This window comes from Brevibacillus jepli (genome assembly GCF_047229145.1).
In the GTDB taxonomy this organism is placed as follows: domain Bacteria; phylum Bacillota; class Bacilli; order Brevibacillales; family Brevibacillaceae; genus Brevibacillus.
In genome coordinates, this window is sequence record NZ_JBFEFW010000002.1 from 20921 (window position 1) to 46908 (window position 25988).

Here is a 25988-nt window from a genome sequence, read left to right on the forward strand (position 1 = left end):
GCTGATCACCCCCTATCTGATTTTGGTAGAGCTGTTCAGTTCGGCGATTTCCGCTGCGACATCCACGATCATGTCTTCTTGTCCCCCCACGGCCTTTCGTCTTCCCAGCTCAATCAAAATATCCCGGGAGTCGATGCCGAATTTCCTGGCTGCTCGCTCGGCATGAAGCCGGAAGCTGGAATAGACACCCGCGTATCCGAGAACCAGAGCGTCTCTGGTAATTTCCTGTGGGACTTGAAGAATCGGCGACACAATTTCCTCCGCAAGGTCCATCATTTTGTACAGATCGACGCCCGTCTGAATGCCCATTCGATCCAGTACAGCAAGGAGAACCTCGGTTTGTGTATTGCCCGCACCTGCACCCAAGCACCGAACACTGCCGTCAATCCAGGTGGCACCCTCTTGAATGGCGACGAGCGTATTGGCCATGGCTAAAGACAAATTGTTGTGTGCATGGAAGCCAACGGGAATATGCAGACATTGCTTCAACGCCCGGACTCGTTCCCCTGCCTGATCAGGTAGCAGAGCGCCAGCAGAATCGACAATATACACGACATCGGCTCCATAGCTCTGCATGAGTCCAGCTTGCTCCGCCAGTTTTTCCGGAGCAGCCATATGTGACATCATCAAAAAGCCAACTGTCGTCAAGCCTAGCTCTTTCGCCCGATAAATATGCTGAGCGGAAACGTCTGCTTCGGTCGCATGTGTGGCGATTCGTGCCATGCCTACCCCTAGCTCTGCAGCCGTCTTCAAATCTTTGATCGTGCCGATTCCCGGCAGCAAGAGCACACCCACTTTCGCTTGTTTACAAACGGAAACGGCAGCCTCGATCAGCTCCAGTTCAGGGGTTCTGGACAGCCCATACTGCAGGGACGACCCGGCCAATCCATCTCCATGGGAGACTTCAATATACGGTACGTTCGCTTCATCTAATGCGCGCGCCACCTCGATTACTTGCTCCACAGTAAACTGGTGATTGATCGCATGGCTCCCATCTCGAAGCGCTACCTCGGTGATCACGATTTCACGACTCATATGCGGTTCCTCCTTTCCTTCGTGGCTATATACCCGTGCCGGTTCCGACAGCATGCTTTACATATTCCTCTGCTACCTTCACCGCTGTCGCCGTCATGATATCCAGATTGCCTGAATAAGTAGGGAGGTAGTCGCCCGCGCCTTCCACTTCCAAAAAAACGGTGATTTTGTTTCCATCAAAGATCGGTTCTGAGCGCAGGCGGTAGCCAGAAACGAAAGATTGAATATAGGCAGCGGTCTGGTGGATAGCCTTCACGATCGCCTGTCGGTCCGCACCGTCCTCCACGATTGCATAGACTGTATTTCTCATCAGGATCGGCGGCTCCGCCGGATTCAGGATGATGATCGCCTTGCCTTTCTTCGCTCCGCCGATCGCTTCGATACCATGTGCGGTCGTCTCCGTAAATTCGTCGATGTTGGAACGTGTGCCAGGCCCCGCGCTTTTACTGGAAATAGTGGCCACGATCTCTGCGTAGCTGACCGGACTCACACTCCCTATCGCATGAATGATTGGAATAGTAGCCTGGCCGCCGCATGTGATCAGATTGATGTTCTTTTCATTCAAATGCGCACCGAGATTCACAGATGGTACCACATAGGGCCCCACAGCAGCAGGCGTCAGATCGATGGCGAGCTTTCCTGCCTCCCTGAGCGCCTTGGCATGCCGAATATGTGCATGGGCTGAAGTAGCGTCAATGACGATATCAGCAAGATCTGCACCGCTTTCCAAAAACGGTTTTAATCCGCCGTCAAATACGTAGTATCCAGCTGCCTGTGCTCTACGCAGACCATCCGAATCAGGATCGATTCCAATCATGGACGTCAATTCAAGAACGGGTGACCTTCCAAGCTTGATCATCAGGTCTGTCCCGATGTTCCCCGAGCCCAGTATGGCTACTTTTACTTTCTTCATGTATGCCCTCCTTTCCTATTTTTTACTTGCCAAACCTGACTCCTACTGAACCAAGCCCTGCAATCCTCGTATGAAATACATCGCCAGGCTTAGCTTCAACCGCTGCCGATAACGCACCAGACAAGATGATTTCTCCTGCTTTGAGTGTAATCCCTAATTCGTACAGCTTGTTCGCTAACCACGCCACACAGGATGCGGGATTGCCCAATGCGGCGGCACCCACACCGGTATTGACCAGCTCCTGATTTTTATAAAACGCCATTCCAACCAGGGGAAGATCCAGATCTTGCGGTTTCACGGGATGACCACCCAGCACATAGAAGCCCGAGGATGCATTGTCCGCAACTGTGTCTTCTAGTTTGATTTGCCAGTTGGCTATACGACTGTCCACGATTTCCAAAGCAGGCACTACATATTCCGTTGCCATCATGACGTCGAAGATTGTTACATGTGGCCCTTCCAGATCACGCTTCAGCAGGAAGGCAATTTCTGCTTCTACCTTTGGCTGCATGACATGCTCGAAAGGCAGTTCTCCGTTGTTTTCCACGACCATGTCGTCCAATAGATGTCCATAGTCTGGCTGTTCCACGCCAAGTAGTGTCTGCATGGCAAGAGAGGTCAGGCCGATTTTCTTTCCTGTAATCCTCGCGCCTTCTTTCACTTTTCGTTCAATCGTCTTCAATTGAACGTGGTATGCCTCTATCTCGCTGATTTGCGGATCAAGTGATGTGAGTGGAGCTACTCCCACTCCTTCTCGACTCGCCGCCGCTAAATGATCGGCGAATCGCGTGATTTTTTCTATGTCCACACGGTTCCCTCCCTGATTTGCTGTCCTTCTCCCTATAATTTCATGGTGACGGTCTTGACCTCGGAGTAGAATTCGAAGCTGTGACGTCCGCCTTCGCGGCCAATCCCGCTGTCCTTGGCACCGCCAAACGGCGTTCGCAAGTCACGCACATACCAGCAATTGATCCATAAAAGACCTGACTTCACTCGATCAGCCACGCGATGCGCGCGCCGCAGGTCGTTGGTCCAAACTACTCCTGCCAAGCCGTAAACCGAATCATTGGCGATCCGAATAGCGTCCTCTTCTGTACGGAATGGAATGATCACGATAACTGGACCGAAAATCTCTTCCTGCGCCACCCTCATTTTGTTGTCTACATCATAGAGAACGGTTGGCTCTAGGAAATTGCCGTCACCCAGCCCGCTGATCCGTTTTCCGCCGTAACCGAGCTTGGCTCCTTCTTCCAGTCCGATTTGGATGTAGTGCTCCACCGTCTCCAAGTGACTGCGGGACACCAACGCCCCCATATCAGTCTCTGATTCTAGAGGATTTCCCACCTTGATCCTTTGAACAGCCGCCACAAATTTGTCCAGAAACAGATCATATACGCTTTCTTGCACCAATAAACGCGATCCTGCCAGACAAATCTCGCCCTGATTGCGGAATATCGCCTCGATCGACCCTTTTACCGCTTCATCAAGATCGGCATCTTCAAACACGATATTGGCCGATTTTCCGCCCAACTCGAGTGATACTGGAATCAGCTGCGAAGCGGCATTCTGCATGACGGTCTTGCCAGTCTTGGATTCTCCCACGAATGATATCCGGCGCACATGGGGATGTGTCGTCATCGCCGTCCCGACAGTGCCGCCCGGTCCGGTAATGATGTTGAGTACGCCAGGAGGCAGACCTGCTTCATTGGCAATCTCTCCGAGCATCACCGCAGAGAGAGGCGTGTACGAGGCTGGCTTTACAACGACGGTATTTCCCGCCGCTAAAGCCGCCGATGCTTTCCAGGTCATCTGCATGAAGGGCAAATTCCATGGAATAATCAGACTTGTCACACCTGCCGGAGCATATTTGGCGTAGGACATAAAATGGCGCATTTCATAATGCTCATGGACCATGTATTTGGCCATTTCGGCAAAGAATCGCAAATTGGCGGCCGCCCTCGGAATATCGAAGCCCCGGCTTTCTTTGATTGGCTTGCCGACATCGAGCGTCTCCACCAAAGCGAGTTCATCCACACGCTCCATCACCAGGTCAGCCATTTTGCAAAGAATCTTGGCGCGCTCATCTACAGACATCTCGCTCCAAACGCCAGACTCAAACGTACGCTGCGCCACATCGATCGCCCTTATTACATCCTGCTCACTTGCATTCGCCACAGAAGCCAGCTTGAGATTTGTCGCTGGGTTGATCGTATCGAAGGTTTCACCGGAAACAGCGTCCACGTAATCTCCGTCTATGAATAGCTTGGCGTCTTTTCGTACCTGGTTTTCCTTGGCAGTCTGATTCATGGGAATCCTCCTAATTCTCGATTTCCAAGATCATCTCTACTTCTACGGCGTTATTTAGCGGGAGCTGGGCCATCCCTACAGCGGACCGCCCATGTCTGCCTTTCTCGCCGAATAGCTCCACCAACAAATCGGATGCCCCATTCATGACTTTAGGCTGATCTGTGAAAGCTGGATCGCTGTTAACGAATCCGAGTATTTTGACCACTCGTTTGATTCTCCTAAGTTCCCCTAGCTCCTGTTTGGCAACAGCCAGCAGATTGAGCATACACTGCCTGGCAGCCAGATAGCCTTCCTCTATCGTGACATCCTGTCCCAGCTTCCCTCGATATTCGTTTGTCCCTTGGCCTGCCAGAAAGAGGAGATTGCCCGCCTGGACACAACCGACATAATTACCGACCGGCTGTCTTGGTTCGGGCAGTTCTAGGCCAATAGCCTGTAGACGTTGTTCCGGCGTTTCAGTCTGATGCTTCACAGTCCGTTCATCTCCTTTATGTTCAGGAAGCGAAGCGCGTTTTCACCCAGCAACGCCCGCTTCTGTCCGTCCGTCAGCTCCAAAGTATGATCGATGACATCCCCGGGAGGTGTTTCTCGAAGCAGGAAGGGATAATCCGATCCCATCATGATTCTATCTTCGCCAAAGCGCTTTATCATGAAGTGGATGTTCAATGGGTCGTACGTCAAGGAATCAAAGTAGAATTGTTTCGCGTACACACTAGGCGGTTGATCGGTCAGACGCAGATGCGGCCATACCTTCCAGCCTTGGTCCAGCCTGGGGAGAATATAAGGAAAGGACCCGCCACCATGGGCAAAGCAGATTTTCAGGCGCGGAAACTTCTCGAGCACGCCTCCCAAGATAAGACTTGCTGCGGCAAGCGCTGTCTCGCTTGGCATCCCGAGGGTGTACATCAGGTTGTGCCGCGGCATCCGTTCTCTGCCCAGCGTCTCCCATGGATGTACGAAGAGTGGCACATCCCATGTGTGACACATTTCAAAAAAAGGAATCAGTCCCGGATCGTCCAGATTGTTGCCATTTACGTTGGTTCCGATTTCGATCCCTCTCAGGCCGAGCTCATGCATGCAGCGATCCATTTCCCGAATGGCTGCCTCGGTATCTTGCAATGGAACGGTACCCAATCCGATGAAATGATTCGGATGTTGGTTGACCGTCTCTGCGATAAAATCGTTTTGAATCCGCGCCATCACTTCTGCTTCGGCTGCGGGGGCCCAATAGGAAAACGTGACCGGAATGGGTGACAACACCTGCATATCCACGCCTTCTTGCTGCATGTCATGAATCCGTTTCTGGGGATCCCACACCTGATCCGTCACTTCGCGAAATACTTTTCCCCCGACCATGATGTTTGCCCCGCATGTGCAGGTGCGGTGCAGAACTGGCCAGCGCTCTCCATGAAAGCGTTCAGCCAGGTTGGGAATATCCTCTGGAATAATGTGGGTATGGAAGTCTACTCGCATTTCCACTCACTCGCTTCCGGAGACATGACGTGCCCGCATTTTTGGCATGTACGCAGCTCCAGATTGCTGTTGAATCCATTGATCGCCTCTTTTACCTGCACCTCTATGTTGGTCAGTTGGATCCGTACCCGATGCATTTCGTGGTCGCAGTTTTCGCAGAACCAAGCAAAGTCCTCCAGCTCTCCCTCATCTCTGTTGCGCTCAATCACGAGTCCGATCGTATCCGCGATGCGGTGTGGGGAATGCGGGACATTCGCAGGAAGAAGGAACATTTCGCCTTCTCTTACCGTAATGATCTCACGCTTCCCATCCTGATTCATGATCTCTACGAAGCAATCACCCTTGAGCTGGTAAAAGACTTCCTCCGATGGATCAATGTGAAAATCCCGCCGCTTATTCGGCCCTCCCACTACCATGACCATTAGTTCTGCATCTTTCCAAATCACCTTGTTATTCACTGGTGGCTTGAGCTGATCGATGTGATCCTCGATAAACTTCCACAGATGGATAGGTGCCAATGTACTCATGCTTTATTTCCTCCTTTGTTTTTTAGCTCTTAGCGATTCCTTGTTTACAGAATCTGCTCTGTCTGCGATGCCGATTTGGCAGCAAAAACGCTGAGCGCGTCATCAACCATCGTACATGCATGAAACTTCTTGTAATTGTTATAAAAAATCGCCAGTTTGCGCACCGGATCTCCGGTATAGTACCGCTCGTATTGCAGCAAACGCTGTCCGAAGGCTTCCCCGCACAGGTCCCAAGCGAGCTTAAACAGGCGAACCCGATCTGTACCGGAGATACCCTGGCGTCCCGCATAAAACTTTTTCATATCCTCCACCAACTCGGGATGCTCCATATCACTGTCAGTCGGGGACATGAGCAATCCACCTGCTCCAATGATTTGGATGACTTCGATCGCCCGCGGGTACAGCTTCGGAAGCAGTCCGCGAATGGTTTCGAGCTGGACGTAACCTGGCATGAGCTCACCCGACGGCAAGGTTTCGTATTCCAGCTCGGCTGTTTTCAGGAGCGCTCTGACCGATTCCAACGACTGCGCCAGCTCCCCGAGATTGTTTTGGACATTCGGATAGATGTCCACCCCGATGGAGTCTGCCAGCCGCATCGCAACCTCCGTGGCAAATTGGAGCTTCAACAGTCCTCTTACTCCTGTCTGATGCGCCGGCTGCTGTCCGATGCCTGTCTTTGGATAAAGCAGGTTGGCTGCTTCTATGTTGTTGTACAGGAACAAGCGCTCCCAAGGTACGAGTACGTCATGAAAGACAAGAAGAGCGTCCATTTCTTCGAAGCGCGATGCCAAAGGATGGTCATAAACGGAACGAGTTCCATCCTGCATGGGCTCCCTGCAAATGATACGCAGGCCAGGGGTGTCAATTGGAATGGCAAATGCCAGGGCGTAACGCTCATCTCCAGGCTTGAACCCCGGGAACGAATAAATGATGACTTCATCTGTGATCGGCGCCAGTGTCGCGAGCATTTTTGCTCCTTTGACAATCAACCCTTCCGGCGTCTCCTTTACTGCGCCCAAATGGGTATACACATCGTTTTGTTCATGAGAGGACTTGCTGCGGTCATTTTGCGGATTGATAATCGCGTGTGTTAAAAACAGGTCTTGGTCACGAATATGCTTATAATAATTTTTCACGTTTTCCGCCCACTGCGGATTGTACTTTTCCAAGAAAGACGCATTGCTGTATAGAGAAGTCAAGACGACATTGAGAAAATCCGGCGTTCTTCCCATCAAGCCAAAAGTGGCTTCTGCATAAGCTTCGTACAAGGCTCTTTTCGCCTGCAATTCCTCAGGGGTCTTTGCAACGAGAAAGGCGTTGTTCACACGCTCGCCGGTTTCCTGACAAATATGGGTAATCTTCTCCTGGAACTTTTCATCATGCTGCATGTCATACAGTTTGGCTATTTCATGAATCGGCTGTCGAAAAACAGCTTCCTCACATACGTTCGTCACCTTTCTGCCTTGCAGCCAAATCTCCCGTTGTCGTGATCTCAAGCCCCGCATGTATTGGTCACCTGTACGGATTCCCATCACAAATCCTCCCTGTTGTTTTTTGTTGATTGAGCCGTTTTTGTTCTTAAACCGCATTATAATGTCTGTCTTTTCTGAAAAATGTAATCCACTTAACATCACGGCTGAAAATAAAAATGCCGCTCACCTGATTCAAGGGCAACGGAGGATATGTAAACGAATTAACATCCATTCTGTTTTTCTTTGGAAAGTACGTCATTTTCACGTTGAAATATTGGTAAGGAGCTTTTCATTTTCATATAATCAAGAGTAGTAAGTTCAGAAAATTAAGACTTAATCTTGAGTGGATGATTGGATGAGGCAAGATCATTGATGAGGAAAGGAGCGGTGATGATGGTATCCCCTTTTGAAACTGATTTGAAATGGGAAACCCTTTTAGAATACGGCACCCGTCAATTTGTGAAAGGAAAAACAGCAATTTATAAGCAAGAGACGATGGGAGAAGGTTTTTATTACCTTCATAAGGGATTAGTCAAGATTGTGACCGCTACCTTCAAGGGGAAAGATCGCCTAGTAAATATCGTAGTCCCTGGTCAAATCATGGGACTTCAAACGATGGATCAACAACCTCATTTCACCACGGCTATTGCTGTAAAGAATGCAGTCGTCTACCACTTCTCCTGCTTGCAATTCCTCGAAATGCTGAAGGCACGCCCTGAACTCTTGTCTCTTTTCACCCAAACAATCAATCAAAAAATGCGGATTCTTCTAACCGCCATCAACATGAAGGCACTGACTTCAGAAGAGCAAATCGCTCGTCTTTTGCTCAACATTTGCGAAGACTTTAAAAACCACGAAGTTCCCCTCACGCAACAAGAGCTTGCTGAATGTGCTGGCCTCACCCGTATCACTGTCTACAAGATCCTGAAGGCATGGAAGGAACAAGGCATCATTGAAATCAATAACCGATCCTTTGTCGTCAAACGCCCAGATATGCTGAAGCCTCCACAGCTCACGGCACATACAGCTCGCACAGTGTAAGCATATCAATGTGAAAGGTGGTCACAATGGCCTGTCTCCGCTATCAGTGGACCCCGTACCTCATATATGGCAAGAAGATTGAAATGGGAAAACTCACAACGATCTACCATCAAGGCGATGTGGGAACTGGATTTTATTATCTGGACAAAGGGAGTGTAAAGATCACTCTCTTATCTGAGAACGGGCATGAGCGGTCTATCGATTACATTCCCACAGGTGGGTTGTTCGGGGAGCATGGCGCCTACAACGGTTCATACCTGACATCTGCCATAACGATTTATCCTTCCGTCATTTACTTTTTCTCCGACGAGGTCTTATCGCGCGTATGCCAAGACCACCCACAATCGGCAGTGATTTTCACCAATTCACAAATCTATAAGCTCCGTCTCCTGGCTGAAATCATCGCCTTCACTGACAGTCCAATTGAGCTTGCGATGGCTAATTATCTGCTCAAACTGATAGCTGTGTACGGAAAAAATCATATCCCTATCGATCAGACGTCTTTTGCACGCTATATTGATACGTCTCGCATTACGGTGAACAAGACTTTGCAGAAATGGCGACAGCAAGGCTTGATTGAGCTATCTGAGCGTAGTGCCATTCGAGTTGTGGATGTAGAGGGATTGCGTGCGATTTATTCTCGCATCCAATGTAAATAGGGCGAACCCTAATCAGGCTCGCCCGTCTGCATTGAAAATAACCTTTGAAAATCTTGATACAGACCTGTTCAGTTCTGCCTAGAGCAGATGCATCTTGGCTTCTGCCTCGTTCCACGGCACCGAGTAGCCTGCCCCCTTGGCGCAAAAGATCGAGGAGGATGTATAAAGCGGATCGGCATCCTTTTCATAGCCTTTCTTTTCAATCACTTCCTCCGCGTTATGGCAGCGATCGTATCCGCCAAATACGCAGCGGATGCTGCCTCGTCCATGTGTGAAGGAAGCGAATTCGGTGCTGTAATTCATGAATGTTGCGACGGGCACCCTTCCCGTAATGACCGCATGCGTGTCCGACATCTGCGGTGGCTCGAACGAACCTGAGGCGCGCTGAATATCCGAAAGCACCCTCCCCATCTCGTTCATTCCCACTTTTATTTTGACATCATAATAGGGTTCTAACAGAATATTATCCGCTTTCTCCAGTCCCTGCCGCAGCGCGCGGAAGGTGGCCTCACGAAAGTCGCCCCCGTGCGTATGTTCGTTATGCGCACGGCCTATTAGGAGCGTAATTTTCATGTCGGTGACCGGCATACCTGTCAATAGCCCATGATGCTCCCGTTCGTAGAGATGAGACTGAACCAGATTCTGGTAGCTAGAACTCAGTTCATCAGGATGACATACGCTAGTGAAGTGGATCCCGCTGCCACGCTCTCCCGGTTCAAGCAGGAGGTGCACTTCTGCGTAATGCCTGAGCGGCTCGAAGTGTCCATACCCCGTCACAGCAGACTGTATCGTTTCTTTATACAAGATTTCTGGTTGGCCGAAAGAGACAACGAAACCGAAGCGTTTCTTCACAACCTGCTCCAGCACTTCTAATTGGATCAGACCCATGACGCGAATGTGAATCTCTTGCAAACTCTCTTCCCAAACCACATTCAGAGACGGGTCCTCCGCATTCAGAATGCGAAACGCACCGAGCACTTGCTGCACGTGAAGTGAACTGTCAAACTGTACTTTCGACTGTAGTGTCGGCTCAGTCTCATAAGCAAACTTGTCTGAGTAGAGCCCCACCCCTTGTCCAGCTTCGGCCTCGGACAAGCCGACGACCGCGAACAAATCGCCGGCAGTTACTTGTTCAACCGAGTGCGATTTCCTACCATTAAACAATAAGATTTGTGTAATCTTCTCTTCGTATCGAAGTCCACCGCTCTCATAGCTTAGTAGCTCCCGTACTTTCAGCTTGCCGCTCAGCGCTTTGATGAACGTTAGCCTCAACCCGTTTGCTGCGTGTCGAATTTTATATACACGTCCCCCGAACGGAGCCGTCTCGTCATAAGACGCAGTCGTCAACAAGGACAGTTGATTCAGGAATTCAGCCACGCCATCATCCTGTAGTGCCGAGCCGTAGGTACAAGGGAAAAGATGACCTTCTCGTATCATCTCCTGCAAGGCACCCAGCCAGAATTCTTGATCGTCCCTTTCCTCTAAAAATGCTTCCAGCAGTGAGTCGTTCCGCTCGGACATCATTTCTCGTAGCCCTTCGCTGACAATACCGTTGGCGAAGTTGTCTCTGATGCAACAGACATCCCCTGTCAACTGACTGCGTATCTCTTCTTCCGTCCTGCTGGCATCCGCGCCGATCCGATCTGTTTTATTGATGAAGAAAAATGTCGGTATCCGATGTTTGCGCAACAACTGCCAGACTGTCTCGGTATGACCCTGAACACCTTCTACCGCACTGACAATCACGATCGCGTAATCCATTACCCCGATCGCCCGTTCCATCTCGGAAGAAAAATCGACGTGTCCAGGCGTGTCGATCAAATAATAAACGTCGCCTTTATGGTGCATAACCGCCTGATCGGCGAACACGGTAATGCCTCTTTTCCTCTCGATATCGTGGCTGTCCAAAAAGGCATCTTGATGATCCACCCGGCCCCGCGACCGGATGCTGTTCGTATGGTATAGCAACTGTTCGGCAAAAGTAGTCTTGCCCGCATCCACATGGGCAAACAAGCCGATCGTCAGACGTTTCATGTTATCCCTCTTCCATAGCTACTCGACTGCCATTTCTTTTCTCATTAAAACATAAGAATGGAGAAGAAGAATAGAAATCCAAAACGGACATAGCCGACATACGTGTAAAAACAGGTCACTTACTGGTACCCATGCCCATCAAGTGATCTGTTTTATAATGTTGGGCTATTTCCTATTTCCGCCAAAAAGTTGAACAGTCTGCCTTCTCAAAGATATTAAATTCGATCATTTTCTCAAGTAATGAGAAATCAACCGGACTATCCCACCGGATACGTACCAACTCCTTGGTGTGATCATAGCCAGCCTGCACAATTTCATCAGAAAATTGATGAATCCCTGCTCTTTCAGGGGAAACAGCCAAATGATGTTTGGCTACGCTAAAGCCAATAATAAATGTGCCGTGATCGATAAACATAGGTTGATTCCACCCAATTTTTGGCATTAAATTTGGAAATTTCTTCGTTACCCACCCCAGAACTTCTTCAGTTCGGGCACGATGCTGCGGGTTTTCAATACGTGCTAAAAATTCTCCAAAAACTTCCATAGTATTCCCTCCTAAGATATCTATGTCATTCAAAGAGTTCCACAAACACATTCCGCAACAGGGAGTTCTCGCTCACAACACCCGCTCCTACATATTATTACCAAGGGACAGCCATTATTGTTATCGGACCTAGCGCTCACGAGAAGAGGACCCCTAAATCGACGACTTTTCGCGTCTATTTGATTTTGGTACACCACTTGGTATCGTGTAAACCACATTTTAAACCCCACATGCTAACGATGGTTTAAGATAGAAAAAACCACCTGGAGGCTAGCTTCAGGTGGTTCGTTTATTCTCTACTACAATAGCGGTTTCTACCCCGGGAGAGTTTCTAGGAGAATACCCTCCACTTCTGACAGCCCCATTTTTTGAGTAGATCGCCTGGTTATTGCTTTTTCAGCAACATGCTACCAATCTCCTCTAAGAGCATTTCCTTGCCGATTGGGCCAAAGGCTTTGATGTTAAAGGTTTCATTGGTTACTTCATAGAGATGGCCTTGTTGAACTGCCTTGTTGCTTTTCCATACCGGGCTCTTTTTCAGTTCTGAATATATCTCATCCGCTTTTCCGCCGAAATTGACGAGGAACATATGGTCTGGCTGAAACTTCGTCAGTCCTTCCAGCTCGATCATTTCCATTGTTTTATCGGCAGGTGTTCCGGCTGCCGGCTTCAGGCCGAGGTCAGAGAACAGAATATCTGCATATCCATAGTTTCCGTAAACGCGGAACAGTTTTGGCGTTACGGCCAGGAACATAAAGGTCTGGTCGCCGTACGCTTGCTTGAGTTGCTCGCGCATCCCTTTCGTCTTCTCGTCGTAGCCAGCCAGCCATTTGTTCACGTCCTCTTCTTGTCCAAACAGGCGGCCGATTTCTTTAAACTTGTCACGCCATTTGTCCATGTCCGTTTCGAGAACGACAGTCGGCGCAATTTTGGACAGTTGCTCGTACATCTTTTGCTGGCGGTTATTCATAATAATTAGGTCTGGTTTTGTTTCTACCACAGCTTCCAGATTGATAGAGTCATCCCACATCCAGCCAACCGGTTGTACATCTGTCAGCTTATCTGCTATGTGGGACATGATTTTTGTCTTGTATGTATTGGCCGTAGCAACCGGCTTGTGTCCCAAAATCAAAAGCTCCTCCGCTGCTCCCGATACGTCTGCAATCCGCTTTGGTTCTGCCGGGATCGTCACTTCGCCCATCAAATGCTTGACTACGCGTGTCTCAGGCTTCTTGTCTGCTTCTGAAGCTGTTTGGCTGCTTCCACAACCCGCCGAAACGGCAGTGACTACTGCAACCAAGCAGGCCAATACGATCCGTGTTCCTTTTTTCATACGCTCATTTCTCCTTGCCACATGGTGTTTTGTGTGAAGCATCCTTTGATAATGATTATCATTATAAGTGACAGAGTAGATAATCACATATTCGAGCGATTATGTCAATGATTTTTATTTACGTTGTTCATATAAAAAAGGGTTGTCCTATTGTCTTTCGACTGGGACAGCCCCTTTTTTCTTGCAGAAGTTACTCCTGTAATGGAGCAATATTATAATCCTTCATACAAAGGAAATTGAGACGTAATCTCACGTACACTTCTTACTATCTGATCTTTAACAGCCGAGCTCTTGGGATTTTTAAAGGCAAGTCCAATAAGTCGGGCAATTTCTTTCATTTCCTTAGGCCCTAACCCTCTAGACGTCATAGCAGGTGTCCCGAAGCGAATGCCGCTCGTTACAAATGGGCTTGCCGAATCATGAGGAACAGCATTTTTATTCGCCGTAATCCCCACTTCATCGAGTATCGTTTCGGCTTCTTTACCGGTAAGTCCAATCGTGCGCAAATCAACCAAGACAATATGATTATCTGTTCCTCCCGATACGACTGTTATCCCTTCACTCATTAGTGCTTGCGCCAATACTTTGGCGTTTTCAAGCACTTTTTCCATATACGTCTTGAAATCTGATTGCAATGCCTCGCCTAGTGCAACCGCTTTTGCCGCGATGACATGCATAAGCGGGCCGCCTTGTACCCTGGGGAACATCGCTTTATCTATTGCTTGCGCCCATGGTTGACGTTCGTCCCCCATAAAAGAAAAGGACCTGTGGGACAAGTCCACAAGCCCTTTATTAAAGGGTGAATACCTGCATTCCTTCCACCATCCCAGATACCCCGTACTCCATTAGGGGTAGCAGAGGCAAAGAGACCAGGCAATCCAGGGATTGGGCCGTCATCTTTCACTTTTCCCCAACCTCGGGAGTAGAATGGAGTTCCCATGATTAGTTTATCTTGGGGTACACCGTATTTTTCAAAGTTTTTTAGAGTTTGCTCTATATTGTTATGGGTTTTTGTATACTGATCATACGGTGCTTTTGGATTTTGATGCAGAGGAGATTGGTGTCCGGTTACGTTTTCCCACGCGCCGTGATAATCGTAGCTCATGATATTTATGAAATCTAGATACTGATGATATTTATCTGGGTCTGTTCTCTGTATCATACCGATTCCTGCTCCTACAGCAACAGTAAGTTCATAATACTTACCATCTTCCACTCCTGCCTTATCGAGTGCTTTACGGAGATCTTTTAATAGGAGTGTAAAGGTTTCTCTTTCACTTGCATCAGCGTTTGGAGTTCCCAAGTCATCCAGAGAGTCCACTGGATCTGGTTGGCGAACATGGCCAGAAGTGTTCCTGCATCTTTTGAACCTTCTTTGGCACCATCAATAGGGGCTAATGTGGAAGCGTATTTATCAAAAATCTCTAGCTAATGAAAAAAAGCGCTTCATATGGTCTCTCCTCTCAAAATTTGTAAACAAATCAGGGTGAAAGACCTAATAGATAATAGCAAAGCAAAGAACAGTACTTAACAACAAATACTGTTCTTTGCTTTGCATTTTCATATTACGCTTTTCATGTTTGGAGACGTAAGTCAAAGTAGCCGTTAATTAAGATCAAAACGATCCGCATTCATTACTTTCACCCAGGCAGCGATAAAGTCACGCACAAACTTTTCTTTGTTATCGTCTTGCGCATAAACTTCTGCAATGGCACGCAGAACGGAGTTAGAACCGAACACGAGGTCAACAGCAGTCGCCGTACGCACGACTTCACCTGTTTTGCGATCGCGTCCTTCAAATACACCTCCGTCTACAGGCTTCCACTGTACGCCCATATCTAGCAAGTTAACAAAGAAGTCGTTCGTGAGAGTGCCTACACGATCCGTGAATACACCATGTTGTGTGCCACCGTGGTTTGTGCCGATTACACGCATACCGCCAACAAGTGCAGTCATTTCTGGTGCAGTAAGGTTCAATAGCTGTGCCTTGTCTATCAAGAGCTCTGCAGGACTTACACGATATTGCTTCTTCTGATAGTTCCGGAAACCATCAGCGATCGGCTCTAGCACGGCAAAGTTTTCTGGATCTGTTTGCTCTTGTGTTGCATCGCCACGTCCAGGAGTAAAAGGAACCGTTACATCAAAGCCGGCATCTTGTGCAGCTTTTTCTACAGCGGCACTACCGCCGAGTACAATCAAATCGGCCATGCTGACTTTCTTCCCAAAGTCCTCTTGAATGACTCCCAGGATCGTCAGTACTTTTTCAAGTTTAGCAGGCTCATTCACTTCCCACTCGTTCTGTGGAGCAAGACGGATACGAGCACCATTGGCGCCGCCACGCATATCCGAGCCACGGAAGGTACAAGCGGAAGCCCAAGCCGTTGTTACCAGTTCGCTGACCGTAAGTCCCGAGTCTAAGATCCGTGTTTTCAGTTCTGCTACATCTGCATCCGTTAATTCGTAATTAGCAGCGGGTACAGGATCTTGCCAAATAAAATCTTCTGCTGGAACTTCTGGACCTAAATATCTTGCGCGAGGCCCCATATCTCGATGTGTAAGTTTGAACCATGCAGTAGCAAATGCATCTGCAAACTCTTCTGGATTCTCATAGAAACGACGAGAAATCTTTTCGTATGCTGGGTCCATACGCAATGCCATATCCGCAGTCGTCATCATTGTTGGAACACGAACGGATGCATCTTCTGCATCTGGCGCAAGATGCTCATCAGCAGGATTTACAGCAACCCACTGGTGTGCGCCTGCCGGGCTCTTGGTAAGCTCCCATTCATATCCGAAAAGTAGTTCAAAGAAACCATTATCCCATTGTGTTGGATTCGCAGTCCAGGCCCCTTCAATACCGCTGGAGATGGTGTCGCGACCTTTACCGGAACCGTGTGTACTCTGCCATCCTAAGCCCATTGCTTCAACAGGAGCAGCTTCCGGCTCTGGGCCAACCTGAGCAGCATCTCCTGCGCCGTGTGCCTTACCAAACGTATGGCCACCTGCTACGAGTGCTACGGTTTCTTCATCGTTCATTCCCATGCGTTTGAAGGTTTCGCGAATGTCGCGGGCACTTGCAAGCGGATCTGGGTTCCCGTTCGGACCTTCCGGATTCACATAGATCAGGCCCATCTGAACAGCAGCAAGCGGATTCTCGAGCTCACGATCGCCGGAGTAACGCTTATCCCCTAGCCATTCCTTTTCAGCTCCCCAGTAAATATCTTCTTCTGGATGCCAAACGTCCGCGCGTCCGCCTCCAAAACCGATTGTCTTACCGCCCATAGATTCAATAGCAGCATTACCTGCTAGAATTAGCAAGTCGGCCCAAGAGATCTTGTTGCCATATTTTTGTTTAATCGGCCATAGCAGTCGACGAGCTTTATCAAGGTTGGCATTGTCTGGCCAACTATTCAGTGGAGCAAAACGCTGTGTGCCGGTTCCAGCACCACCACGGCCGTCTCCTGTACGATATGTACCCGCGGAGTGCCAAGCCATACGGATAAAGAGTGGGCCGTAATGTCCGTAGTCGGCAGGCCACCAGTCTTGGCTGGTCGTCATGAGATCATAAAGATCCTGCTTAAGAGCCTGGTAGTCCAACTTTTTGAACTCTTCTGCATAATTGAATTCTTCGCCCATCGGGTTGGATTTTCTGTCATGCTGATGCAGGATGTTCAGGTTCAACTGGTTGGGCCACCAGTGTTTATTTGACGTAGCACTGGGGTTGTGAGTAGTCGTGCTACCATGAGAAAACGGGCACTTTCCAGTGTTAGCTGTTGCCATAGAGTCCATTTGTACCTCTCCCGTCATTTAAATTAAGTATTAAATAATAATACTTCTAATTAATTTATATAGCAGTTAACAAGAGAAATCAACATTTAATTTTCTTACGGGTGTAAGGGAGTTAGTCGTTGGTAGCAAATCCGTGGGCGGTTAGTATTCCGCGTTCAGGGGTCTATCAGCGCAGAAATTTTCATTATTACTTGGCGTCTATTGGAATCGATCATCGTTGCGGGGGAGGAGCTGTAAAGAGCTAACAACGAAGGGATCGTGAGTAAACGATGAAATATATGAACTCTTTCATTTCGGGATATTATGCTGATTCTAAGGTATGCAGGGGCCGTCTAGATTATGATCTTGTCACCAGCTCGTTAGCCGCTTTTCCCTGAGGTTACAGCTTGCGGTCAAACTCCTTTGTTCGGTATAGAAAACAAGAACTCTCATCCTATTATTGGTTGAATTACCATTTGATTCATATTCCGCGCATTCACAAAAAGCCCACTCTCCTCCCCGTAACGAAAAGTGTGTGGGCTTAGCTTCGATTTCGTCTTCAAATAGAACTCTCACTCAGTGGAGTCGGGAGAAATCACCTCCCACTTTCCAAACAGTGTAAAACCCGCCGCTTTGGCCAGAGCCGTAGACGCATCGTTATCGATTTGGCATCGGTACTGCGGTTCGTATCCCTGACCATAAGCGTATTTGCAGATGGAACGCACCACTTTGCGAGCATGACTTTTTCCTCTAAAGGACGTCAGCGTCAGTACGCCGAGATCCGCAATTTGCGTATCCTCCTCCCATGGATACATACTGGCAGCACTGACCAGGCGATTTTGCTCAAAAGACCCGAACACCGCCCAGTGATCCAATTCCACATAAGCGTCATCCAAGTCTTGTTCCGAGGAGGAGGACGTGAACTCGGCGAAAACCGCCTCATCTTCCTCGGTTAACCGGCGCAAGTCCCCTTCGAGGTTTTCCAGTAGCAATATGTTCTTATCGGCTTCTGAAAAATAAAAAAGATAATCTGCTCCATGCAGAGTGACTCCCGCTTCATTCAATCTCTGGCGAAGGGTCGACTCAGACAAGTTTTGTTGTGGCGAGAGGCCAATTTTATCGGCCAGCGCAGGCGTCAAGACCGCCATCATACGTCCGTCGCAGGTTTCCAGCACCATGACTCGACTATCTTCGTCAAGTTCGGAGTTGATGGCAACCGTAAAAGATTCATCACGATAGAGGACATCACCGCTCAAAAATGGCTCCCGCCAAAAGTCAGTGATCGTTTGTGAAAATACAGGCTCATTTCTTACTTGATATGTCATTATTATCACTTCCCTGAAAGTCAGAAATTTCCTTATTCGGATATGAAACACATTATATACCTTGACAAGGTCAACAACAAAACACCCCATTATTTTCTTAATACGAGCTGAATGACATGGGCTAATCCAGTGTGCGCCTTTCCCGCCACACGCTCTTGTTCGCCATAGAAGAAATGGATTACCTCATGACCTTCGCACCAAGCAAGAATATCTTTTGGATCATACAGCATTTCATGTTCCGAAGGGCCACCTGTACCATACTTTACTTGTTCCTTGGAGAATACCTCAAGCATGAGTATTCCTTTGGGCTTTATCGCCTTTTTCATTTTATTAAGAATCATAGTTTGAGCATCTTTATAAAAATGTCCATTTACCATAATGGCGGCATCATATTCCTCACTCGCCACATCCTCTACCAAAAGATCAATTTTTTCGGTATGAACGTCAACGCCATGCTTCCGTGCCAGTTTTTTCGTTTTTTGCAAACCGCTCTCCGCATAGTCAATGGCTGTCACTTCATGATTTCTTTTTGCTAAGAAAACAGCATTTCGGCCTTCACCCTCGGCAAAAGCAATAACTTTTTGACACTGTTCTAAGCGGAAAGCTTGTTGTTGAATAAATACGTTCGGTTCTTCTCCGTAATAGTACTCTTCAGAGTTATAACGCTCATTCCAAATAATGCCCATTCTCATCGGCCTCCTGATTAAAATATTGTAAGGTACAATCATGATGTTAGAATTCTTTTTGTGGATATAAAAGATCAGTTATGTCTTTAATAAGGTTTAAAAAAGTAGTATAGATGCTGAGCAAGCGTTGGTTATTTTTGTTAACTATTATAGATTTATTGTATCTATAATATCTTCGTATTGGGTGGTGTGTCAATAGGTGCCGATTCACCCCAGTAAGTCCGGACGGATTCGCTAGCATGCCCCGCTCGTGGCTCACAGGGGCAAAATTCAGCGATTAGTCCAATGCCATTGTAGAGCTTCTTTATCTATTTTTTTGACAAAATCGTTTTTACCTTCTCTATAGCCATCAATGTCAGTTGGAAATGGATTTATGGATTCATGATAAAGCTTCACACAGTGTGAAACGCAAGTCCCCCGTCATCAAGTTCTTCGTTCATACAGCTTCACGATTTCGATAATGGTGTTCACAGCCTGCATCATGTTGTCTACTGATACATACTCGAACCGCCCGTGGTAATTTTCCCCACCTGTGAATATATTCGGTGTTGGCAATCCCATGTAGGAAAGCTGGGAGCCATCCGTACCACCGCGAATTGGCTGAATCATCGGCTCGATTCCGAGGTTTTCTAGAGCTTGTATAGCGATGTCCACTACTTCCCTGACTGGCTCAATCTTTTCTCTCATGTTGAAGTATTCGTCTTTGATTTCGAGTTCAATTTGCTTTTCTCCGTATTTTTTCTGTAATTCTTCTACGATTCGAACCAGCTCGGACTTTCTTCCCTGGAAACGGTTATGATCGTGATCCCGGATCAAATAACGAAGCTGTGTTTGCTCGACGTCGCCTTGAATGGAAGACAGATGATAGAAGCCTTCATAGCCTTCCGTCTTCTCAGGAGTTTCATCAGCTGGCAGCTTTCCATGCAGCTCCATGGCGATTTTTGCAGCGTTGACCATTTTATCTTTCGCCGAGCCAGGGTGCACGTTCTTCCCTTTGCAAGTAATGATGGCTGATGCAGCGTTAAAGCTCTCGTACTCGATCCCGCCAAGAGGACCGCCATCCATCGTATAGGCATACATTGCATCGAAGGCGGACACATCAAACTTGTCTGGGCCTCTGCCGATTTCTTCATCCGGGGTGAAAGCCACTCGTACTTTCCCATGTTTCAGTTCTGGATGTCGAATCAGATAAGCCATAGCGGTCATGATTTCGGCAATACCGGCTTTATCGTCAGCGCCAAGTAATGTGGTACCGTCTGTCGTGATCAACGTGTGGCCTTTGTAGCCAGTCAGCTCTGGAAAATCTTGCGTCGAAAGGACAATATTCTGTGCTCCATTCAAGACAATGTCTTGTCCGTTGTAATCTTCTATGATTTGCGGCTTGACGCCAGCGCCGGTAAAATCGGTGGCTGTATCCATATGGGCAAGAAAGCCGATTGTGGGAATCTCTTTGTCTGTATTGGCCGGAAGGGTTGCCATTACATAACCGTTCGCATCCATCGTAACTTCCTGCATACCTATGGCGTTCAGCTCGTCTACGAGCATTTGGGCCAGCACAAGCTGCCCTGGGGTTGAGGGGCAAGTTTCGCTGTTCTCATCGGACTGTGTGTCAACTTTTGCGTAAGAGATGAATCTATCGATGATCTCGGTTTTCATGGTCTTATCTCAGCTCCATTACAATTCGTTCATTTACAATTCGTTCATTCCCATTATATCAGCAAGAAAAAGCTGGAAATATATTTTTCTGGCTCCTTCCAAATTCATAATACCTCCATCATTTGGAAAACCTATACGGACATGATTGGAAGATGGGGGTAAAAAATGAGCTGGACACTAATTTTGCAGACCGTCGGCGTTATCGTACTCGGTACTCTTTTGCTGCGTATTGCAGGCAGAAAATCTATCTCCCAGATGACAATGGCCCAAGTAGTTGTCATGATTGGCATAGGAACATTGATGATTCAGCCTATAAGTGGTTACGGATATTGGCCTACTTTTGTTTTAGCACTCGTTCTCGTTATTGGAATGATTCTGATAGAGTACTTGGGAGTGAAATCCAATTTATTCGAAACCATTATTACAGGCAAGGCAGTTCTTGTTGTTGAAAATGGACAATTGCACATTGAAAACATGCGGAAACTCAGGCTCACCACTGACAAATTAGAAATGAGACTACGGCAAGCGGGACTATCAAGCATATCCGATATAGAATGGGCTACGATTGAAGTTAGCGGAAATTTAGGGTATCAACTCAAATCAGCTAAACAACCAGCAACGAAAGAAGATATTCAAAAGTTAATTCAATTTATTGAAAATAGAATCCCACTGGTACAAAAAAAACTGACTGTCGAAGATAATATTTTTTCAGAAATCAAGTATGGACATCAAACAACTCACTCGGACAACTTACAGTAAAGATAAAAAAACCCAAACCGATTGGACGATTCTCCGCTCGGTTTGGATATACTCAGCTATGAACCAACGATTGCCTTCATCTTTGCGTCCAGCCCAAGTGCCGTATGCAAAGCCTGAATGGCGCGCTTGCTATATTTTTGAGGGACGAGACAAGAAGCTCCCTTCGTTCCCTGCCTCCGCCAGCGGATCGGAAAAGTGAAGTCTTTAGCCTTTTGCATCAGCTCTTGAATGCTCGATTGATTCACTCCAATAATATGGATTTTGGTCCATTCCAACTCTTCCCTCCAAAAATCCACGCCACCGTCTACTTTCTCCTGAAGGTGAGCGAGCAAGGGTTTTACCTGGTATGTCGGCAAACAAATGTCGAGGCAGTTATTTTCCCTTGCCCATACCTCCGCATGAATTCCCGCTTCACGAAAAATTTCAGCAAGTTCGACATCCACATGGTCGGTAGAATACGATTTTCTCCTTAGCGAAAGGACGGACATCTTTTCCTGATGTGCAATCCCGCATACCTGCTGTGCACATCTGCTCCTCTCATTTTGGCCTACGTAGGTCCCTTCCCTCTCCGTAAAGCTGGAGCGCACGACTAAGGGCACTTGCTTTTTCTTCGCCTCCTCCACAGAACGAGGGTGAAGGACACCAGCGCCTGAGCGGGCAAGCTCCAGCATATCAGAGTAAGAGATGCGGTGAATTTTTTGAGCAGTGGGCACGGCTCGCGGGTCAGCCGTGTATACCCCTTCCACGTCGGTGAAAATCTCGCAAATCTCTGCACCTAAGCTACCAGCCAACGCAACTGCACTTGTATCTGATCCTCCTCTCCCCAGGGTCGTGATTTCCCCGTCTGCCGACACACCTTGGTAACCCGCTACCACCACTACTTTTCCTTCTGCCAGCCTTTTTTCGATCGGCGTGGGATCAATGTGCACGATTGGGGCATCGGTGTGTTTGGCTTCAGTCAAAATCCCGGCCTGCCACCCGGCTAGAGAAATTGCATCGCAGCCTTGTTGCCGCAGAGCAATCGACAGGAGGGCTGCTGCAGCCTGCTCCCCCGTGCTTACCAGCATGTCTAGCTCACGTCCTTCTGGGCAAGGATCGATGTCCGTCGCCATTTTCAGCAGCCGATCCGTGGTATTCCCCATCGCCGACAAAACTACCACTACCTTGTTTCCGCTTTGTCTGGACTGGACAATCCGTTGCGCAACCGCGCGAATTCGTTCCACGCAAGCAACCGATGTTCCACCATACTTTTGTACAACGAGAGCCATTTTTCTCCTCCCATTTGCTCGCTAGACTTGTGATCCGTACTCCTTAGTCCCTTGTGGCGATGTAGTCCGGTCTCGGCTTTTGGCCGGAAAAAGGAGCCACCAACCGATTTTCTACACTGTTGTAGACCATGAATACATTGCTTCGCGGCAGTGGCGTAATATTTCCATTGGAGCCGTGCATGGTATTGCAGTCGAAAAAGACTACTGAACCGGCAGGACCGATCATCGTATCGATCCCGTGCTGCTCCACCATTTTCTTCAAGCTCTCCTGATCTGGCACACCATACTCCTGCTTACGCAAGGATTGCTCATAATGAGACTCTGGCGTCTGGCCCACGCATGAGACAAACGTTTGATGCGAGCCTGGCAGCAACAGCAGCGGCCCGTTGTAATGATAGTTTTCTTCCAGCGAAATGGAGCAGCTGAGTGCTCTCATGCGCGGCATCCCGTCCTCGACATGCCACGTCTCGAAGTCGGAGTGCCAGTAAAATTCTTTTCCTGTAAAGCCATGCTTGTAATTGATCCGGGATTGGTGGATGTAAACCTTACTCCCCAAAATTTGTTGAGCGATAGAGACCAGGCGCGGATGACGAGACAAGTGTTGAAATACGAGGTTATCGCGGTGAACGGCAAAAATGGAACGGACTTCGCTGCTTTGCGGCTCGCAGATCACCTCTTTGCGGGTTGACCCGTGGTTTTCTTGCCAAAGTTTGGTCAATTCATCGCGCAATTCCTGCACTTCCTCCGGTGTGAAAAATCCTCGCAGACTAAGGTAGCCTTTTTTCTCATACGAATTCAGCGCCTCCTGCGTAAGTGGCCCTTCCTTCGTCTTTTCATTCCTGTAGACGACGGGATCTACTCGTTGCAGGAGTGCGGGATGCTCATGGATACGGGAAGGGTATTGATCTTTTACCAGTAGGTCCGGTCTTGATTGATTCATATGACAGCTCCTCTCTCCTCAAAAAAGTTAAACGTCAAGCAAAGGATAAACGCCTTCTTCATCGTGCACTTCACGACCTGTCAGCGGAGGATTGAAGACGCACACCATCCTCATCTGGCTTCTCGCGCGCAAATAGTGCTTCTCATTTTCCGACAAGGCGTACATCATTCCTGGCTTGATCTGGTAGGTCTCGCCTCCTACCACCTCGATTTCTCCCTCCCCTTCTATGCAATAGACGGCTTCCAGATGGTTTTTGTACCAGATAAAGGTCTCCGTTCCCGCCTTGATAATCGTGTCGTGCAAGGAAAATCCCATGCCATCCTTCTTTAAAAGCATCCGTCTGCTGCTCCATGTTGGCGTATCAATGTCATCACTGGTCCCGATCATTTCCTCCAAATGTTTGACGATCATTTTCCTTCACTCCTTTTTCGAGAATCATTAGACAGGCATTCCTTCACGGCCTCTTCCAGCACGTTCAAGCCTTTACGCAGCGCCTCCTCGGTGATGGTCAAAGGCGGCATGACTTTCATGACTTCGCTTTTCGGCCCGGATGTCTCCATAATCAGCCCGCGTTGAAAGGCCTTCGCGCATATTTCTTCTGCCAACCCGTCCACGCCCACGGCAATTCCTTGCATCAAGCCCTTCCCTCTCACTTCTCCCGACAGGTCAAGATACGTTTGTACCAGATGTGACAAGTGCGTTTGCACGATGCTCCCCTTTTCCTTGACTGACTCGCTGAGACGGTCGTCTTGCCAGTACTTTAGCGCTTCGGCCGCCGCAATAAAGCTGAGATTGTTGCCCCGGAAGGTTCCGTTATGCTCGCCCGGCAGCCATACATCAAGCTTCGGCTTCAGCAGAGTGAGCGAAAAGGGCAAGCCGAATCCCCCAATCGATTTGGACAGGCACACGATGTCAGGGGTAATGCCCGCCTCTTCAAAGCTGAAGAAAGGACCCGTGCGTCCGCATCCCGCCTGCACGTCATCCACGATTAACAGGATATCGTGTTTTCGGCAAATGCGCTCGATCCGTCTCAGCCACGAGGCACTCGCTACATGGATGCCGCCCTCTCCCTGAACGGTTTCGAGGATCATAGCTGCGGGGAGAGGTACGCCGCTGCCATCGTCTTCGAGCAGCCGTTCGATATAATCTGTTGTGTCGATCTCCTCGCCCATGTATTTGTCAAAAGGCAGAGACATCACATGGGAGAGCGGGACGCCTGCTCCCTTTCTTTTCATCCGGTTCCCTGTGGCAGCCAAAGAACCAAGGGTCATCCCGTGAAAGCCGTTCGTAAAGCTCATGATCGTCTCTCTCCCGGTAGCTTTGCGGGCGAGCTTCATTGCCGCTTCCACCGAGTTGGTCCCGGTTGGCCCAGGAAACATCACTTTGTAGGAAAGCCCTCTTGGGGTGAGAATGACCTCGTGAAACTGGGTGAGCAGTGCTTCCTTTGCTTCCGTCGCCATATCCAGGCTGTGCGTGATTCCGTCATTTTGCAGATACTCCATCAGCTTTTTCTTGATAGAGGGATTGTTGTGCCCGTAATTGAGTGCGCCCGCACCTGCAAAAAAGTCGATGTACTCCTTGCCCTGGCGATCCCAGACCGTATGCCCGCTCGCCTTGGTGAAGACAACAGGAAAGCTGCGGCAATAACTTCTCACTTCCGATTCCATCTGGTCAAACACAGCTAAAGGTGAACTCGTCTCGACAATCGTTTTCATGCAAAACCTCCTTATGAAATGGTGGGAACCGGACCGATTCGGTATGTCCATTCCGCCTCGTGTGCACCTCCCGGAAACAAACGGATGGGAAAGCACTCCGTTACTTCACATTCGGTAGCAAGCTCGTTGGCGATTTTCATGAAAAGGGCACGGGAAGCGCTGTTTGATGGGGAGACTGTCGCCTCCAAGAAACGCACGTTTCTCTTGGCAGATCGCTGTAGCAATGACCGGAGCATCGCATTGGCAATTCCTTGACCTCGCATGCCCTCCGCTACTCCAATCTGCCAGACAAACAAAGTATCAGGGGACTCTGGCGGATGGAAGCCCTTTACAAAACCGACAGCTTTGCCATCAACTTCGGCAATGAGGCATGTGTCCGAAAAATACTTCGCAAACATCAGGTAGGCATAGGAAGAGTTGAGGTCAAGCGTCTTCGAACTTCTTGCCAGCTGCCACATGCTCGCTCCATCCTCCTCAGTCGGCAGGCGCAGAACGATGCGGTCACGACCAATCGCTTTCACTGATTTCACCTC

General features: G+C 48.6%; 24 protein-coding genes and 1 pseudogene. 3 read left to right on the top strand and 22 right to left on the bottom strand.

Annotated elements, in window-relative coordinates; genetic code table 11:
- Positions 1-12: 12 nt before the first annotated feature.
- From dmpG to AB1L17_RS02325, 8 genes are read right to left on the bottom strand one after another with little or no spacing between them, the layout of a single operon-like run.
- On the bottom strand, positions 13-1035 hold the full coding sequence (gene dmpG / locus AB1L17_RS02290) for a 4-hydroxy-2-oxovalerate aldolase (protein WP_412843922.1): 1023 nt from the start codon (positions 1033-1035) through the stop codon (positions 13-15).
- Positions 1036-1060: 25 nt separating this feature from the next.
- A complete protein-coding gene (locus AB1L17_RS02295) occupies positions 1061-1948 on the bottom strand; it encodes an acetaldehyde dehydrogenase (acetylating) (RefSeq protein ID WP_412843923.1) in 888 nt (295 codons plus the stop codon).
- 22 nt (positions 1949-1970) lie between these two features.
- On the bottom strand, positions 1971-2756 hold the full coding sequence (locus AB1L17_RS02300; protein WP_412843924.1) for a 2-keto-4-pentenoate hydratase: 786 nt from the start codon (positions 2754-2756) through the stop codon (positions 1971-1973).
- Between the two features lie 32 nt (positions 2757-2788).
- On the bottom strand, positions 2789-4255 hold the full coding sequence (locus AB1L17_RS02305; protein WP_412843925.1) for an aldehyde dehydrogenase: 1467 nt from the start codon (positions 4253-4255) through the stop codon (positions 2789-2791).
- Between the two features lie 10 nt (positions 4256-4265).
- Positions 4266-4727, bottom strand: a complete 462-nt coding sequence (locus AB1L17_RS02310) for a RidA family protein (RefSeq protein WP_412843926.1) — start codon at positions 4725-4727, stop codon at positions 4266-4268.
- The gene (locus AB1L17_RS02315; RefSeq protein WP_412844116.1) at positions 4724-5728 is read right to left on the bottom strand and encodes an amidohydrolase family protein; all 1005 of its coding nucleotides are present in this window, start codon (positions 5726-5728) and stop codon (positions 4724-4726) included. Before AB1L17_RS02315 ends, AB1L17_RS02310 begins: the two co-directional genes overlap by 4 nt.
- Positions 5719-6255 (bottom strand): 3-hydroxyanthranilate 3,4-dioxygenase, encoded by a 537-nt coding sequence (locus AB1L17_RS02320; protein ID WP_412843927.1) that lies wholly within the window; start codon positions 6253-6255, stop codon positions 5719-5721. Before AB1L17_RS02320 ends, AB1L17_RS02315 begins: the two co-directional genes overlap by 10 nt.
- Positions 6256-6299: 44 nt before the next feature.
- Positions 6300-7787 (bottom strand): 4-hydroxyphenylacetate 3-hydroxylase family protein, encoded by a 1488-nt coding sequence (locus AB1L17_RS02325; RefSeq protein ID WP_412843928.1) that lies wholly within the window; start codon positions 7785-7787, stop codon positions 6300-6302.
- Positions 7788-8120: 333 nt separating this feature from the next.
- Here AB1L17_RS02325 and AB1L17_RS02330 point away from each other — a divergent pair, with 333 nt between their 5' ends.
- The gene (locus AB1L17_RS02330; protein WP_412844117.1) at positions 8121-8768 is read left to right on the top strand and encodes a Crp/Fnr family transcriptional regulator; all 648 of its coding nucleotides are present in this window, start codon (positions 8121-8123) and stop codon (positions 8766-8768) included.
- Positions 8769-8794: 26 nt separating this feature from the next.
- A complete protein-coding gene (locus AB1L17_RS02335; RefSeq protein ID WP_412843929.1) occupies positions 8795-9427 on the top strand; it encodes a Crp/Fnr family transcriptional regulator in 633 nt (210 codons plus the stop codon).
- 78 nt (positions 9428-9505) lie between these two features.
- Here AB1L17_RS02335 and AB1L17_RS02340 read toward each other — a convergent pair whose 3' ends face one another.
- The 9 genes and pseudogenes from AB1L17_RS02340 to pepT form a co-directional block, all read right to left on the bottom strand.
- Positions 9506-11461, bottom strand: coding sequence for a GTP-binding protein (locus AB1L17_RS02340; RefSeq protein ID WP_412843930.1), 1956 nt, complete (start codon positions 11459-11461; stop codon positions 9506-9508).
- Between the two features lie 172 nt (positions 11462-11633).
- The gene (locus AB1L17_RS02345) at positions 11634-12005 is read right to left on the bottom strand and encodes an iron chaperone (protein WP_412843931.1); all 372 of its coding nucleotides are present in this window, start codon (positions 12003-12005) and stop codon (positions 11634-11636) included.
- 385 nt (positions 12006-12390) lie between these two features.
- On the bottom strand, positions 12391-13338 hold the full coding sequence (locus AB1L17_RS02350; protein ID WP_412843932.1) for an ABC transporter substrate-binding protein: 948 nt from the start codon (positions 13336-13338) through the stop codon (positions 12391-12393).
- A gap of 212 nt (positions 13339-13550) precedes the next feature.
- A pseudogene (locus tag AB1L17_RS02355) lies at positions 13551-14078 on the bottom strand (serine hydroxymethyltransferase); the annotation flags it as partial.
- Positions 14054-14659: a glycosyl hydrolase family 18 protein gene (locus AB1L17_RS02360; RefSeq protein ID WP_412843933.1), complete on the bottom strand. Its 606-nt coding sequence runs from the start codon at positions 14657-14659 to the stop codon at positions 14054-14056. The gene AB1L17_RS02360 and the pseudogene AB1L17_RS02355, both read right to left, overlap by 25 nt.
- Before the next feature lie 284 nt (positions 14660-14943).
- Positions 14944-17127, bottom strand: coding sequence for a catalase/peroxidase HPI (katG, locus tag AB1L17_RS02365; protein ID WP_412843934.1), 2184 nt, complete (start codon positions 17125-17127; stop codon positions 14944-14946).
- Between the two features lie 551 nt (positions 17128-17678).
- Complete coding sequence (locus AB1L17_RS02370; RefSeq protein ID WP_412843935.1) at positions 17679-18431, bottom strand: GNAT family N-acetyltransferase; 753 nt, start codon at positions 18429-18431, stop codon at positions 17679-17681.
- Positions 18432-18520: 89 nt separating this feature from the next.
- Entirely contained in the window at positions 18521-19117 is a 597-nt protein-coding gene (locus AB1L17_RS02375) for a class I SAM-dependent methyltransferase (RefSeq protein WP_412843936.1), read from the bottom strand.
- Between the two features lie 423 nt (positions 19118-19540).
- The gene (pepT, locus tag AB1L17_RS02380; RefSeq protein WP_412843937.1) at positions 19541-20773 is read right to left on the bottom strand and encodes a peptidase T; all 1233 of its coding nucleotides are present in this window, start codon (positions 20771-20773) and stop codon (positions 19541-19543) included.
- Between the two features lie 165 nt (positions 20774-20938).
- Here pepT and AB1L17_RS02385 point away from each other — a divergent pair, with 165 nt between their 5' ends.
- Entirely contained in the window at positions 20939-21532 is a 594-nt protein-coding gene (locus AB1L17_RS02385) for a DUF421 domain-containing protein (protein ID WP_412843938.1), read from the top strand.
- Positions 21533-21588: 56 nt separating this feature from the next.
- On the opposite strand, the gene AB1L17_RS02390 is transcribed toward AB1L17_RS02385, so the two are convergent.
- From AB1L17_RS02390 to ectA, 5 genes are read right to left on the bottom strand one after another with little or no spacing between them, the layout of a single operon-like run.
- Entirely contained in the window at positions 21589-22800 is a 1212-nt protein-coding gene (locus tag AB1L17_RS02390; protein ID WP_412843939.1) for an aspartate kinase, read from the bottom strand.
- A 43-nt stretch (positions 22801-22843) separates the two neighbouring features.
- Entirely contained in the window at positions 22844-23740 is an 897-nt protein-coding gene (thpD, locus tag AB1L17_RS02395; protein WP_412843940.1) for an ectoine hydroxylase, read from the bottom strand.
- A gap of 27 nt (positions 23741-23767) precedes the next feature.
- Positions 23768-24151, bottom strand: coding sequence for an ectoine synthase (locus AB1L17_RS02400; protein ID WP_412843941.1), 384 nt, complete (start codon positions 24149-24151; stop codon positions 23768-23770).
- Complete coding sequence (gene ectB / locus AB1L17_RS02405) at positions 24148-25455, bottom strand: diaminobutyrate--2-oxoglutarate transaminase (RefSeq protein WP_412843942.1); 1308 nt, start codon at positions 25453-25455, stop codon at positions 24148-24150. Before ectB ends, AB1L17_RS02400 begins: the two co-directional genes overlap by 4 nt.
- Positions 25456-25466: 11 nt before the next feature.
- Complete coding sequence (gene ectA / locus AB1L17_RS02410) at positions 25467-25976, bottom strand: diaminobutyrate acetyltransferase (protein WP_412843943.1); 510 nt, start codon at positions 25974-25976, stop codon at positions 25467-25469.
- Between the last annotated feature and the right edge of the window lie 12 nt (positions 25977-25988).